The organism is Bradyrhizobium sp. in8p8, assembly GCF_000426845.1.
GTDB classification, from domain to species: Bacteria; Pseudomonadota; Alphaproteobacteria; order Rhizobiales; family Xanthobacteraceae; genus Bradyrhizobium; species Bradyrhizobium japonicum_C.
The window spans coordinates 207,941-222,332 of the sequence record NZ_AUGD01000003.1 but is presented as its reverse complement, the minus strand read 5'-3'; the positions used below and the strand labels follow the sequence as shown (position 1 = coordinate 222,332).

Below are 14,392 nucleotides of genomic sequence, written 5' to 3'. Positions count from 1 at the left end.
TCTCTGTTGTCATTCCGGGCTCGCGCTGCGCGCGCCCCGGAATGACAGGTGACGGTCATAGATCGAGCGTCACCGTGACCGGGACATGGTCCGACGGCCGCTCCCAGCTCCGCGCATCACGCAGAATTCTAAAATCCTGCACCGAGTCCTTCAGCGCCCGCGAGACCCAGATGTGGTCGAGCCGGCGGCCGCGGTCGCCGACGGTCCAGTCGGGGGAGCGGTAGCTCCACCACGTATAGACCTTCTCCGACATCGGGATGCGCTCCCGCGCGACATCGACCCATTCGCCCGCCTCGAGTGCCGCCTTCAGCTTCTCGGTTTCGACAGGCGTGTGCGAGACGACCTTCAGAAGCTGCTTGTGCGACCAGACGTCGTTCTCGTGCGGGGCAACGTTGAGGTCGCCGACCAGGATGTGACGGTCCTCGCCGCGCGGATGCAGCGGCTCGCACGCCTTCATCTCGTCGAGGAAGCGAAGCTTGTGATCGAACTTCTCGTTCAGCACGGGATCGGGAATGTCGCCGCCGGCGGGCACGTAGAAATTATGCAGCACCAGCGGCTTTGCGATGCCGGCCTTCTCGCCGAACGACACCGAGATGTGACGCGAATCAACCTTGTCGCAGAAGGTGCGGATGTCCTTCGTCTCGAACGGGATCTTCGAGACGATGGCAACGCCGTGATAGCCCTTCTGCCCGTTCAGCGCCACGTGCTCATAGCCGAGCCGCTTGAATCGCTTTAGCGGAAAGGCGTCATCGATGCACTTGGTCTCCTGCAGGCACAGCACCTCCGGCCGCGCGCTCTTCAAGAATTTCGCGACCAGGTCGATGCGCAGCCGCACCGAATTGATGTTCCAGGTGGTCAGGGAAAGTCGCATGGCGACGGTCTAACAAACTCCATCAGTCATGGCCGGGCTTCACCCGGCCATCCACGCCTTTTTATAAGGCCCAAGACGTGGATGCCCGGGCAAGCCCGGGCATGACGACCGTCGCAGACGCCATCAGCCATCAACCCGGCGATGGTCCGTAATTGGTGAAATCGATCTTGAACATGCCGGGGTCGAGCTTCTTGCTCGAGTCCAGATTGTAGACCGCGATCGTGGTGTCGTAGCCCTGCGGGTCGGTGACGGTCCACTGCTTGAGCTGGCCGTCCTTGGCGCCGAACATCAGGAGCAGCCGGCTGGTGCCGACCAGCGCCTGCTTCTCCTCGATGGTGACGCTGACATAGACGTCGTCGGCCGAGACGTTGACGACGTTGGTGTCCTTCATCAGGTCGATACGGTCGGACAGCAGGAAGCGCAGCGGCGTCTGCGACAGCGGATAGACGTCCTGGGTCGCGAGCTTGCGGTCGCGCACCACGAGCGAGGATCCGTCCGCGACGATGTCGATCGGGCTCGGCGCGTCATATTCGAAGCGCACCTTGCCGGGCTTCTGGATGTAGAATTCTCCCTGCGTCTTGCTGCCGTCGGGGCCGACCTGGACGAAATTCCCGACCAGCGTCTGAAGCGACGACAGATAGGCGCTGACCTTGGCGGCCTGCGCCTTCTGATTGGCGTCGAAGGTCTGGAAGATGCTGCTCGGCACGTTGCGACGCGGATCGGGGATGACCGGGTTCGGCGGCGTCTGCATCGCGCCGGTGACGGTTGGCCCACCGCCGGCTGGAGCACCTTCGCGGCCTTTCGGTGCGGGCTTCGGCACCGGCACGGTTTGCGCGAACGATGCAGCGGTCACCATCGCGGCGGTGACGAGAAGCACGCCGGCCACGCGCGCGCTTCGCGCAGCGATGGAGGCAGCGTATCGAGTGTCCGGATGTCTGATCAACGCCTCGTCCTGTATTGCTGGGCGCCCTTTTAGCGTGATTTCGGGCAAAAGCAGATATCGATTCTGCGTGAAATGATGTTCAGAGGCGCCTCGCCTCACATATGGCTGTCTTCTTCCTCGACCAGGATCTCGCGCTTGCCGGCGTGGTTGGCGGGACCGACGATGCCCTCCAGTTCCATGCGCTCCATCAGCGATGCGGCGCGGTTGTAGCCGATCTGCAGGCGGCGCTGGATGTAGCTGGTCGAAGCCTTGCGATCGCGCTTGACGATGGCAACCGCCTGCTGGAACAGATCGCCGCCGCCATCGCCGCCCATGCCGGTGGCGTCGAACACGGCGCCATCCTCGTCCTCGGTGGGCTCTTCGGCCGTAACCGCCTCGAGATATTCCGGCTGTCCCTGCGTCTTGAGATGACGCACCACCTTCTCGACTTCCTCGTCGGAGGCAAACGGTCCGTGCACGCGGCTGATGCGGCCACCGCCCGCCATGTAGAGCATGTCGCCCTGACCGAGCAGCTGCTCGGCGCCCATCTCGCCGAGGATGGTGCGGCTGTCGATCTTGGAGGTGACCTGGAAGGCGATGCGGGTCGGGAAGTTCGCCTTGATGGTGCCGGTGATGACGTCGACCGACGGGCGCTGCGTGGCGAGGATGACGTGCAGGCCGGCGGCGCGCGCCATCTGCGCCAGACGCTGCACCGCGCCTTCGATGTCCTTGCCGGCGACCATCATCAGGTCGGCCATCTCGTCGACGATGATGACGATATAGGGCAGCGGGTCGAGCGAGAGCTTCTCTTCCTCGTAGATCGCCTTGCCGGTTTCCTTGTCGAAGCCGGTATGGACCGTGCGTGTCGGCTCCTCGCCCTTGGCCTTCAATTCGAGCAGGCGCGTGTTGTAGCCGTCGATGTTGCGGACGCCGAGCTTGGCCATGTTCTTGTAACGCTCTTCCATCTCGCGCACGGCCCATTTCAGCGCGACAACCGCCTTCTTCGGATCGGTCACGACGGGCGTGAGCAGATGGGGAATGCCGTCATAGACGGAGAGCTCGAGCATCTTCGGATCGACCATGATCAGCCGGCACTGGTCCGGACGCAGCCGGTAGACCAGGCTGAGGATCATGGTGTTGATGGCAACCGACTTGCCCGAGCCGGTGGTGCCGGCGATCAGCATGTGCGGCGTGCGCGCGAGGTCGATGATGACGGGGTCGCCGCCGATGGTCTTGCCGAGGCACAGCGGCAGCTTTGCCACCGTGTCGGTCGCCTCCTTTGCGACGAGCAATTCGCGCAGATAGACCTTCTCGCGATGCGCGTTCGGCAGCTCGATGCCGATCGCGTTGCGGCCGGGCACGACGGCGACGCGCGCGGACAGCGCGCTCATCGAGCGGGCGATGTCGTCGGCAAGCCCGATCACGCGCGAGGACTTGATGCCGGGCGCCGGCTCCAGTTCGTACAGCGTGACCACGGGGCCCGGATTGGCCTTCACGATCTCGCCGCGCACGCCGAAATCCTGCAGCACGCCTTCGAGCGAACGGGAATTGGCCTCAAGCTCGGCCTTGCTGAGCGGCTGGCGATCGCCGGCCTTCGGAGCGGCCAGCATGGAGACGGACGGAAGGTCGAACTTGTCGGAGGACTTCTTGGCCGCAGTCTTCGGCGCCGCCTTCTTGCGCGGGGCGCGCGCGGCGGGCTGCTCCTCCTCCTCGCCTTCCTCCTCTTCGTGCTCGTCCTCGGTGTCCTCGTCTTCGGACTGCGGCGAGATGGAAGGCGCGGCGCGGCCACCGCCCAGATTGGGCTCCTGGCGGCTGAACTGCGTGGCCTTGGTCTTCGGTCCACTCGATACCAGTGAGCGGTACGCGGCGCCAAGCAGCCAGCCCAGCCGAGCCTTGGTGCTCATCAGGGCATGGAACAGCCAGCCCAGCGACACCGAGCCACGATCGCTCTCCTCGTCTTCGTCGAGCGGCTTGTCCTCGTCCTCGATCGCCGAGAGCTCTTCGTCACGCTCGCGCGCGCCGAGACCGCAGGCGATCAGGAAGGTCGCCGTCATCGCGACGAACAGGATCGTGCCCAGCACGATGCGGTAGATGGTGCCGGCCGGCCCGAAGATCACCGCCGGTGCGCGCACCAGCGCGTCGCCGACCACGCCGCCGAGTCCGGTCGGCAGCGGCCAGGCGCCGCCATGCCGCCAGCAGCTGGCGAAGCCCGCTGCGATCACCGTGCAGAGAATCCAGGAACCGAGCCGCAACGCCTCGCGGTCGAACGGGCGATGCGTCATCATCCGCCAGCCCCAGACCGCGACGGTCAGGACCAGCATGATCGCGCCGAGCCCGAGGATCTGCATGGCAAGATCGGCGCCGATCGCGCCGGCATAGCCGAGGATGTTCCGGATTGGCCGCGAGGTGGCATGGCTGAGGCTGGGATCCTGCACCGACCATGTCATCAGCGCGGCCGAGGCGACGCCTGCCAGCGCGATCAGGCCGAGCCCGGTGAGCTCGCGCATGCGACGCGCCAGCCCCTCTCGGATCGAGGGCGGCAGATGCCCGACCAGTGGAATGACACGTTCGATTGCCGACATGCTCATGGGCCCGCCTAACCCAGAGTCTCGACCAGGCGGTGCAGCGCCTGCGCCGTGGTCTCGCCGTCCTGCACCAGCGCGAGCCGGATGTAGCCCGCACCTGGATTGAAGCCGTCGGGCTGAACGCGGGCCAGATAGCTGCCGGGCACCACGCGCACGCCTGCTTCCTTGAAGAGTCTCAGCGTCACCGACACGTCGTCGCCGACTGCGGATGTGTTGAGCCAGACGCAGAAGCCGGCGTCGGGCCGGCGGTAGCCGTAACGATTGCCGATGATCTGGTCGGCGAGATCGAACTTGATCCGATAGAGCCTGCGGTTCTCCTCCACATGCGCCTCGTCGCCATAGGCGACGGTCGCCACGTGCTGGAGCGGCACCGGCACCTGGGGCGCTGCGATGTTACGCAGCTCGAGGAACATGCCGATGAACCTCTTGTCGCCGGCGGCGAAGCCGACGCGCAGGCCCGGCAGGTTGGAGCGCTTCGACAGCGACTGGAACGCGACCACGCGGGTGTAGTCGGGGCCGGCGCATTCCAGCGCGCTGCCCGGGGCCTCGCGCGTGTAGATCTCGGAATAGCACTCGTCGCTGAGAATCACGAAGCCGTAGCGGTCGGCGAGCTGCTTCAAGCGCCTGAAATAGTCAGGCTTGGCGACCGAGCCTTGCGGATTTGCGGGCGAGGCCAGGTAGATCGCGACCGTGCGCGCCAGCGTCGTCTCGTCGATGGCGTCGAGGTCGGGCAGGAAGCCGTTCTCGACCGTGGTCGGCAGATGAACCGGCTCGCAAGCCGCTGCGAGGGCGCCTGCGCCATAGACCGGATAGAACGGGTTCGGCATCAGGATGGCGGGCTTGCCGGGACGCGGGCCGACATATCGCGCAGCCGCGATCGCAGCGAGGAACAGGCCTTCGCGGCTGCCATTGAGGACGAGAATCTCGTCCTCTGGGTCGAGCGGTCGCGGCAGCTTGAAGCGCGACGACAGCCAGGCGCCTGCAGCCTTGCGGAACGGGTCGGTGCCCTTGTTCGCGGGGTAACGGCCGAAATCTGCGATGTGCTTGGCCAGGACCGGGCCGACGAAGTCGGGCACGGGATGCTGGGGTTCGCCGACCGCGAGCGAAATCAAAGGCTTGCCGGGCTGATGCGGCGCCAGCAGCTCGTTCAGCCGGACGAAGGGCGAGCGTTCGCTGTCGGAGCTTCCACTGGCCTGCGGCGCACGGGATGAAGCGGTCATGACCATTCTGGGCGCCAGCACTCTTGGAACAGCCGGTCGCGCGAAGGCACCGGCGGGAAGCGGTTCAGTTCACCATAGATAGGGCGAGGTTAAGACGCGATTAACCATCGGCCGGCGCCTGCGTCCAGAGCAGGAATAATGAAGCCGGATAACAGCGGGTGCACGGCCGTTCAACCTCTCCCCCGCAAGGGAACCGACCAAAAGAAAGGGGCTCCAGCTTGCGCTGGAGCCCCTCAACGGTCAGGGCATTGCCGGGTATGTGCCCGAACCGTAGTTGTGGACGCGGTTTCCGGGGAGACCGCGCCCGGGAGGAGGGCTTACATGTTGTAGGCGCGCTCGGTGTGCTCGGTGATGTCGAGGCCTTCGCGCTCACTCTCGATGTTGGTGCGCAGACCGACGATCACATCGACCACCTTGTAGAGGATCGCCGAACCGATGCCCGACCACACCAGCGTGGTGACGACGGCCTTGATCTGGGCGAGCATCTGCGTGGCGAAGTCGTAATCGGCGACCTTCGGCGGGATGGCCGAGTAGTCGATGATGCCGGCGCCGCCGAGCGCGGGGTTGACGAGAATGCCGGTGCCGATGGCGCCGACGATGCCGCCGACGCAGTGCACGCCGAACACGTCGAGCGAGTCATCGTAGCCGAGCGCGTTCTTCACGACGGTGCAGAAGAACAGGCAGACCACGCCGGCCACGAGGCCGAGCACGATTGCTCCCATGATCCCGGAGAAGCCCGCTGCAGGGGTGACGGCAACGAGGCCCGCGACCGCGCCGGAAATGACGCCGAGCACGGAAGGATGACCCTTGACGATCCACTCCGCGAACATCCACGACAGCGCGGCGGCTGCGGTGGCGACGAAGGAGTTGGTCATGGCGAGTGCAGCGCCGCCGCTGGCTTCGAGGTTGGAGCCGGCGTTGAAGCCGAACCAGCCGACCCAGAGCAGCGAGGCGCCGATCATCGACATGGTCAGCGAGTGCGGGGCCATCAGCTCCTTGCCGTAACCGACGCGCTTGCCGATCAGGAGAGCGCCGACGAGGCCCGCGATGCCGGCGTTGATGTGCACCACGGTGCCGCCCGCGAAGTCGATCGCGCCCATCTTGAAGATCCAGCCGGCGTCGGCATTGAGCTCGTCGAGCTTGGCCTGCGCCGCGGTCTTTGCCGCCGCGTCAGTGGCGGCAGCGAGCGCCTTGGCCGCATCCTGGATCAGGTCCGGACCCTGCCAGTACCAGACCATGTGCGCGATCGGGAAATACACCAGCGTGACCCAGAGGGGGACGAACAGCGCGATCGCGGCGAACTTCATGCGCTCGGCGAAGGCGCCGACGATGAGGGCGGGCGTGATCGCCGCGAAGGTCATCTGGAAGCACACATAGATGAGCTCCGTGATGTTGGTGTCGACCGAGAAGGTCGCAGCCTTCGTCTCGGGGGTGACGCCCATCATGAACGCCTTGGAGAAGCCGCCAATGAAGTCGGAGCCGCCGGTGAAGGTCAGGCTGTAGCCGTACACGGCCCAGATCACGGTGACGACGCAGACGGTGTAGAACACCTGCATCAGGACGGAGAGCATGTTCTTGGAACGGACGAGACCGCCGTAGAACAGCGCGAGGCCGGGGATCGTCATCAACAGCACCAGCACTGTCGATGTCATCATCCAGGCGTTGTCTCCCTTGTTGACCGTTGGCTCGGCATAGGCCGCGGTCGCAGCGAACAGGCCGACTGCGAGAGCCGCCAATCCCGCGCCATGGGGACGCTTGAACGTCATATCATTCACTCCTGATTGGATAAGGTTGAGCGCGAAATCAAAGGGCCGCGGCATCGGCCTCGCCGGTGCGGATGCGCACCGCATGGTCGAGGTTGATGACGAAGATCTTGCCGTCGCCGATCTGTCCGGTTTTCGCCGCGGACGTGATGGCGTCGATGGTCTTGTCGACCTGGTCGGATGCGACAGCGACCTCGATCTTGATCTTGGGCAGAAAGCTCACGGCGTATTCGGCGCCGCGATAGATTTCCGTATGGCCCTTCTGGCGGCCATATCCCTTGACTTCCGTCACCGTGAGACCGTGAACGCCGATGGCGGTCAGGGCGTCACGGACTTCTTCCAGCTTGAATGGCTTGATGATCGCCATAACAATTTTCATGGGTCCTATCCCCGCTTGGGCCCGGTCCGGACGTGGCCGGGCGTTCTCGACTGGTTCGCCACGAGGGAGAGTTCACTACGCGGGCACAGCCAGGACCCTTAGAATCAAATGCCGTGCCAGATCGGCATATTGCCTAATGGACTATGAAACCGCGGGTTTTCACGTCGGGCGGGTACTGCGGTGCGGTGCGCTATTCCGTCGCGCCCAAATCGTGACCATGTCTGCCCAAAATACGGGCATGACAGGCTGCCGACACAATGTTGCTCACGTGTCGGGCAGGATAGTGGTAATTCAGTAGTGTGTGCGCCTATTGCAGCGCTTCTCCGTGCTGCGAAATATCCAGCCCCTCGAGCTCCTGCTCACGGGATACGCGCAGCGGCACGAACAGGCCGACGAGCTTGAGCAGGATGAAACTGACGCCCGCCGACCAGACGAAGGTGACCGCAACACCGTAGAGCTGGATCAGGAGCTGTTGAGGATTGCCCTCCAGCAGGCCGGCGGTGCCGCCGATGGCGCTGGTCGCGAACACGCCGCCAAGCAGGGTGCCGGTCAGGCCGCCGATGCCGTGGACGCCGAACACGTCGAGCGAATCGTCATAGTTGAAGCGGTGCTTCAGCCAGGTGCAGGCCCAATAGCAGACCGCCCCGGCGACGATGCCGATGACGATGCCATGCCAGGGCGCGACGAAGCCCGAGGCTGGCGTGATGGTGCCGAGGCCCGCGACCGCGCCGGAGATCATGCCGAGCACCGAGGGCTTGCGCCGCGTCGACCATTCGATCACGGCCCAGGTCAGCGCGCCGGCGCAGGCCGCAAGATGGGTCGCGGTGATCGCCATCACTGCGCGTGAGTTCGCCGCCAGCGCCGAGCCGCCGTTGAAGCCGAACCAGCCGACCCACAACAGGCCGGTGCCCATCACCGCGAGCGAGAGGTCGAACGGCGAGAGATTCTCGGTGCCGTAGCCGTGACGGCGTCCCAGCACCTTGGCCGCAACCAGGCCGCCGGTGCCGGCCGACAGATGCACCACGAGGCCGCCGGCGAAATCCAGGACGCCCATGCTGGCGAGGAAGCCGCCGCCCCACACCCAATGCGCCAGCGGAATGTAGACGAAGATGAACCAGGCGACCGAGAACAGGAGATAGGCGGAGAACCGCATCCGATCGGCCACCGAGCCCGCGACCAGCGCCACCGTGATGATGGCAAAGGTCATCTGGTACAGCATGAACAGCGATTCCGGGATGGTCTTCGCAGCCGGATTGACGCTGTCCATGGTCATGCCGGCGAGAAACCAGCGATCGAGCGTGCCGATCCATGGGCCATCGCCGACGAAGCATAGCGAATAGCCGAACGCCACCCAGAGAATGGAGATCAGCGCCACCGCGGCAAGGCTCTGCGCCATGGTCGCAAGCACGTTCTTCTTGCGCACCATGCCGGAGTAGAACAGCGCAAGTCCCGGGATCGTCATCATCAGGACCAGCGCCGTGGCAACGATCATCCAGGCGGTGTCCGCGGTGTTGATCTCGGAGCCTGCGGCGTACGCCGACGATGTTGCAGCCGACGCAAATCCGATTCCCGCAGCCATGGCAGCTGCGCGGCGCAAATATCCCGCCATCTCGTTTCCCCCAGCGTAGAAATTACGTCGCACGCTGTGGCGTATTGCCCGGTGCGATCGACGAAGACGTTATCGGAGCGCTTTCGAGCGGAGTGGATACCCGGCTCGCGGCAAGAAAGCGCGTCAAACCAAGCCTAGAGCGCGTCGCTGTCGGTTTCGCCGGTGCGGATGCGCAGCGCATGATCGATCGGCGTGACGAAGATCTTGCCGTCGCCGATCTGCCCGGTGCGCGCGGTCGCGGTGATCACGCTGACGGCCTTGTCGGCGAGGTCGGAGGCGACCGCGATCTCGATGCGGAGCTTCGGCAGGAAATTCACGACATATTCGGCGCCGCGATAGATCTCGGTGTGGCCCTTCTGGCGGCCGTAGCCCTTCACCTCGGTCACGGTCATGCCGTGGATGCCGATTGCGGTCAGGGCCTGGCGGACCTCATCGAGCTTGAAGGGTTTGATGATCGCGACGACGAGTTTCATGGTCAGCCCTATTCCCCGGGATGCGCTGCGGCGTATGTCCCCGGCGCAGCGTCAATCTGGCATCTTTCCGGGCAGATGGCATAAAAAAGTTGCAGATTGAAGCGGAAAAACACCTGACCACGTCAACGGGCGCCTCTGTACAGGGCAACCGTTCATCCTTCACAATGCATTTTTGGCATGGATGCGGTGAACCCAGGCGTTCCGGCTGGTACAAAAGTATGTTTGAGGGGGACTCTACATGGCGAGTTGGTTCTACGCATCCGAGGGCAAGCAGCAGGGGCCCTTTCCGGAAGGGCAATTCCGCGACCTGATCGCCCAAGGGGTCGTGCGCCCGGACACCCTGGTCTGGACCGAAGGCATGGTCGGCTGGCAAAAGGCTGCCGAAATCCCCGGCCTGATCGGAGGCGGCGGCGCCCCGCCGATGATGCCTGGCGGCCCGCCGATGATGGGCTCGGGCGGTTATGCCGGCGCGGGCGGCTATGGCGGCCCGGGTGGAGCATCGCTCGCGGTCGATTTCGGCATCCTCGAGTTCACCTGGCGCACGCTCGCGCTGGTGATCGGCTCGTTCTTCATCATCCCGGTGCCGTGGCTGTTCGTCTGGTACACGCAATGGATCGTGTCCTGCGTGAAGGTCCCGGGCCGGCCGAATCTCAGCTTCACCGGCAATGCAATGACGTTGGTGCCCTGGTTTTTCGGCTTCATCGTTCTGGCGATCGCGATCGGCTATATCGGCAGCGAGATCCTGAGCAATCTGCTGTTCATCGTGCAGATCGTTCTCTACTGGCTCCTGATCAAATGGATGATTGCGAACCTCGCCTCCAACGGTCAGCCGCTGGGCCTGAGCTTCACCGGCTCGATCTGGGCCTATATCGGCTGGAATCTGCTGTTTGCGATCTCCATCATCACCATCATCGGCTGGGCCTGGGTGGCCGCGGCGCAGATGCGCTGGTTCTGCCGCAGCATCGAAGGGACCCGGCGCGAGATCGTGTTCAAGGGCAGCGGTCTCGACATTCTCTGGCGGGGTATCGTGGCCGTGATCCTGTGCAGCCTGATCATCCCGATCCCGTGGGTGTATCGCTGGATCATGAACTGGTTCGCCTCGCAAACCGAGCTCGTTGCGCGAGGCTCCGTTACAGCGTGACCTGAAGGCTCCTGTTGCGCGATGAGATCAGGATGATGTTCATCGCGCCTTCGGCCGTTGTTTGCCCGGTGCGCCTGGAGCGATCAGGACTTCCGCTCGCGCACAGAACCTTCCTGTGCGACGGAGGCGACCAGCGTGCCGTCGGGCTTGAAGATCGAGCCGCGCGTCAGGCCGCGGCCGCCGCGCGCGCTCGGCGAATCCTGCGCATAGAGCAGCCATTCGTCGGCGCGGAACGGGCGGTGAAACCACATCGCGTGGTCGAGGCTCGCCGGCATCATGCGCTTGTCGAACAGCGTGCGGCCGTAGCGCGCCATGATCGCATCGAGCAGCGAAAAGTCCGAGGCGTAGGCGAGCGCGCACATGTGCAGGGCCGGATCGTCCGGCAGCGTCGCTGCCGTCTTGATCCAGACGTGAATGCGGCCATCGTCGATCTTCTGGCCGAAGTAGCGTCCCAGCTCGACCGGACGCAATTCGATCGGACGATCGGATTCATAATACCGGCGGATGAACTCCGGCATTTCCTTGAACATCGGCTGCTTCGCCACCTCCTCCGCCGTCAGCTTCTCCGGCGGCGGCACGTCGGGCATCGTATCCTGATGATCAAACGCGCTCTCTTCCTCGGTGTGGAAGGACACCATGATCGAGAAGATCGCGTTGCCGTGCTGGATCGCGGTGACGCGCCGTGTCGAATAGCTCTTGCCGTCGCGCAGGCGCTCGACCTGGTAGATGATCGGGATCTGCGGATCGCCCGGCAGGATGAAATAGCAATGCAGCGAATGCGGCAGCCGTCCCTCGACGGTGCGGCAGGCCGCAACCATCGCCTGCCCGATCACCTGACCGCCAAACACGCGCTGCCAGCTCGTCTTCGGGCTGTTGCCGCGGAACAGGTTCACCTCGAGCTGCTCGAGCTCGAGGATCGCAATGAGGTCGATCAGGCTTTTGGACATGATGGTGCTTTCGAGATCTCGTCATTCCGGGGCATCGCGATAGCGATGAACCCGGAATCCCGAGCTGACAACCTCTGGATTCCGGGTTCGCGCGTCGCGACCCCGGAATGACGGAACGAGGGGCTAGCCGCCCTTGTTTCACCGCACTGTTTCGCCCAGCTCAAGTCTGCTAGCAAGACCGAGAATTGGCCGGGAAACTTGGTATGTCGGTACAGGGTAGCATTGTCATCGGCGGCGGCGCATTTGCGGGCCTGGCCCTGGCCCTGGCATTGCGCCAGGGGCTCGGGCCCGAGATCCCCGTCATCGTCGCCGACCCCGCGCTTGGCGCACGGCCGAGCCGCGATCCTCGCGCCACCGCGATCGTGGCTGCCTGCCGCCGCCTGTTCGAGGTGATCGGCGCCTGGGACGCCGTTAGGGGCGAAGCACAGCCGATCCTCGACATGGTCGTGACTGATTCCAGGCTGGAGGACGCCACCCGTCCGGTGTTCCTGAACTTCGCCGGCGACGTCGCGCCGGGCGAGCCCTTTGCACACATGGTCGAGAACCGCCGCCTGATCGATGCACTGGTGGCACGCGCGGAAGCCGAGGGCATCGATCTCCGCGCCACCACCGTTGCGTCCTACGACGCGCGTTCCGAAGGCATCGACGTGACGCTCGGCGACGGCAGCGTGATCGCCGCGAGCCTCTTGGTCGCCGCCGACGGCGCGCGCTCGAAGCTGCGCGAGCGCGCGGGCATCGCTACCCATGGCTGGGAGTACGACCAGTCCGGCATCGTCGTCACCGTCGGCCATGAGCGCGATCACGAGGGCCGCGCCGAGGAGCACTTCCTGCCGGCCGGCCCGTTCGCGATCCTGCCGCTTTCGGGCAGGCGTTCCTCGCTGGTGTGGACCGAGCGCCGGGCCGAAGCCGCGCGCATCGTCGCGCTCAGTGACGAGGAGTTTCACGCCGAGCTCGAGCGGCGTTTCGGCCTGCATCTCGGCGAGGTCAAGGCGCTCGACAAGCCGCGCGCGTTTCCGCTGTCCTATTTCGTTGCGCGCTCCTTTATCGCAGAGCGCCTCGCGCTGGTCGGCGATGCCGCCCACGTCATCCATCCGATCGCGGGCCAGGGCCTGAACATGGGGCTGAAGGACGTCGCAGCGCTGGCCGAAGTGGTGGTCGATGCTGCACGGCTTGGCATGGACATCGGCGGGGCGGACGTGCTCGAACGCTATCAGCGCTGGCGTCGCTTCGACACGATGGCGATGGGGGTTGCCACCAACTCGCTGAACTTCCTGTTCTCCAACGAATCGACGCTGCTGCGCACGGTGCGCGACATCGGTCTCGGCCTCGTCGACCGTGCCCCGCCGCTGAAGAATCTCTTCATCCGCCAGGCAGCGGGGCTCACGGGCGAGGTGCCGCGGCTGTTGAAGGGCGAGGCTCTGTGAGGGACGAATGGTGAGTAGCGAACAGCGAGTGATTTTCCATTCGCCATTCGCCGCTCCCTACTCGCCATCCTCAATCGATCTTGCGCGCTTCTTCCGGCAGCATGATCGGGATGCCGTCGCGGATGGGATAGGCCAGCTTGGCGCTGCGCGAGATCAGCTCCTGCTTGGCGGAATCGAACTCCAGCGGACCCTTGGTCAGCGGGCAGACCAGAATCTCCAGCAATTTGGGATCGACGCTGGCTTCGGGACGTTCGGTGGCGGCGTTCATTGAAGTCTCCGGCAATGCCTTGCCTGTAGCACAGAAATTCCCGGCTGCCATCGCGGGGCGGATGCGGGGGAAGAGGGACGCAGGGTCCTCGCGGAAGCCTGCTCCCTCACTGCAGCGGCGGATCGCCGCTGGTGCGCTTCTTGGCGAGATCCATCTCGGTGACGGCGATAAGGATCTCGGCCCGGGTCTTCAGGTCAGGCGCCTCCAGCATGGCCTGCTTCTCCGCCGGGCCATAGGGTGACATCATCGCCAGCGCGTTGACGAGTGCCTCGTTGGGCGCGCTTTCGACGCCTTCCCAGTCGACCTTGAGATTGTTGGCTTTGAGGAAGTCAGCCAGCACCGCCAGCAGCGCCTCGCGGTCGACGTCGTCCTCGCCCATCCGCGCGGTGAAGTCGTCGACGAAGGCGAAGAAATCCACCTTGCACTGCCGATAGGGGGTGAGCACCTCGAGCTCCTCGACCACCTTGAAGCGCGACACGCCGGTGAGCTCGAGGATGTAGCGGCCGTCGCCGGACTCGGCGAGCTGGGTGATGCGGCCGACGCAGCCGACCCGAAACAGCGCCGGCTTGTCGGAATTCTTCGGCGTGTGCGCCACGTCGGGCTGGATCATGCCGATCAGGCGATGTCCGTCGCGGAAGGAATCGTCGACCATCGCGAGATAGCGCGGCTCGAAGATGTTGAGCGGCATCTGGCCGCGGGGCAGCAGCAGCGCGCCCGGCAACGGAAAGACCGGAATGATCTCCGGGAGGTCGGCGGGCCCGCGATATTCGATGTTGATTGGCATCTGCCC

The 14,392-nt window shown here is 64.8% G+C and carries 13 protein-coding genes; 2 read left to right on the top strand and 11 right to left on the bottom strand.

Translation table 11 applies throughout. The features are described from left to right. Positions 1–55 precede the first annotated feature (55 nt). The 8 genes from xth to K408_RS0111105 all read right to left on the bottom strand — a co-directional run bounded on the left by xth (position 56) and on the right by K408_RS0111105 (position 9,822). Entirely contained in the window at positions 56–871 is an 816-nt protein-coding gene (xth, locus tag K408_RS0111140) for an exodeoxyribonuclease III (RefSeq protein ID WP_024338714.1), read from the bottom strand. Positions 872–1,001: 130 nt separating this feature from the next. Beyond that, entirely contained in the window at positions 1,002–1,757 is a 756-nt protein-coding gene (locus K408_RS0111135; protein WP_024338715.1) for an outer membrane lipoprotein carrier protein LolA, read from the bottom strand. Between the two features lie 152 nt (positions 1,758–1,909). Beyond that, the gene (locus tag K408_RS0111130) at positions 1,910–4,381 is read right to left on the bottom strand and encodes a DNA translocase FtsK (protein ID WP_024338716.1); all 2,472 of its coding nucleotides are present in this window, start codon (positions 4,379–4,381) and stop codon (positions 1,910–1,912) included. 8 nt (positions 4,382–4,389) lie between these two features. After that, the gene (locus K408_RS0111125; RefSeq protein WP_024338717.1) at positions 4,390–5,604 is read right to left on the bottom strand and encodes an aminotransferase class I/II-fold pyridoxal phosphate-dependent enzyme; all 1,215 of its coding nucleotides are present in this window, start codon (positions 5,602–5,604) and stop codon (positions 4,390–4,392) included. Between the two features lie 311 nt (positions 5,605–5,915). Next, positions 5,916–7,364 (bottom strand): ammonium transporter, encoded by a 1,449-nt coding sequence (locus tag K408_RS0111120; protein ID WP_024338718.1) that lies wholly within the window; start codon positions 7,362–7,364, stop codon positions 5,916–5,918. 37 nt (positions 7,365–7,401) lie between these two features. Further along, entirely contained in the window at positions 7,402–7,740 is a 339-nt protein-coding gene (locus K408_RS0111115; RefSeq protein ID WP_008142813.1) for a P-II family nitrogen regulator, read from the bottom strand. A 307-nt stretch (positions 7,741–8,047) separates the two neighbouring features. Then, positions 8,048–9,349 (bottom strand): ammonium transporter, encoded by a 1,302-nt coding sequence (locus K408_RS0111110; protein ID WP_024338719.1) that lies wholly within the window; start codon positions 9,347–9,349, stop codon positions 8,048–8,050. 134 nt (positions 9,350–9,483) lie between these two features. Next, entirely contained in the window at positions 9,484–9,822 is a 339-nt protein-coding gene (locus K408_RS0111105; RefSeq protein ID WP_024338720.1) for a P-II family nitrogen regulator, read from the bottom strand. A gap of 238 nt (positions 9,823–10,060) precedes the next feature. On the opposite strand from K408_RS0111105, the gene K408_RS0111100 reads away from it, so the two are divergent. Then, positions 10,061–10,963, top strand: coding sequence for a DUF4339 domain-containing protein (locus tag K408_RS0111100; protein WP_024338721.1), 903 nt, complete (start codon positions 10,061–10,063; stop codon positions 10,961–10,963). An 83-nt stretch (positions 10,964–11,046) separates the two neighbouring features. Here K408_RS0111100 and tesB read toward each other — a convergent pair whose 3' ends face one another. Next, positions 11,047–11,910: an acyl-CoA thioesterase II gene (gene tesB / locus K408_RS0111095; RefSeq protein WP_024338722.1), complete on the bottom strand. Its 864-nt coding sequence runs from the start codon at positions 11,908–11,910 to the stop codon at positions 11,047–11,049. A gap of 203 nt (positions 11,911–12,113) precedes the next feature. On the opposite strand from tesB, the gene K408_RS0111090 reads away from it, so the two are divergent. Further along, positions 12,114–13,334 carry a ubiquinone biosynthesis hydroxylase gene (locus K408_RS0111090; RefSeq protein ID WP_024338723.1) on the top strand — a complete coding sequence of 407 codons (1,221 nt, stop codon included), beginning with the start codon at positions 12,114–12,116 and terminating at the stop codon, positions 13,332–13,334. Between the two features lie 70 nt (positions 13,335–13,404). Here K408_RS0111090 and K408_RS0111085 read toward each other — a convergent pair whose 3' ends face one another. Both K408_RS0111085 and K408_RS0111080 read right to left on the bottom strand, forming a co-directional pair. Continuing rightward, complete coding sequence (locus K408_RS0111085; RefSeq protein WP_024338724.1) at positions 13,405–13,602, bottom strand: Trm112 family protein; 198 nt, start codon at positions 13,600–13,602, stop codon at positions 13,405–13,407. Between the two features lie 106 nt (positions 13,603–13,708). Then, on the bottom strand, positions 13,709–14,386 hold the full coding sequence (locus K408_RS0111080) for an LON peptidase substrate-binding domain-containing protein (RefSeq protein WP_024338725.1): 678 nt from the start codon (positions 14,384–14,386) through the stop codon (positions 13,709–13,711). Between the last annotated feature and the right edge of the window lie 6 nt (positions 14,387–14,392).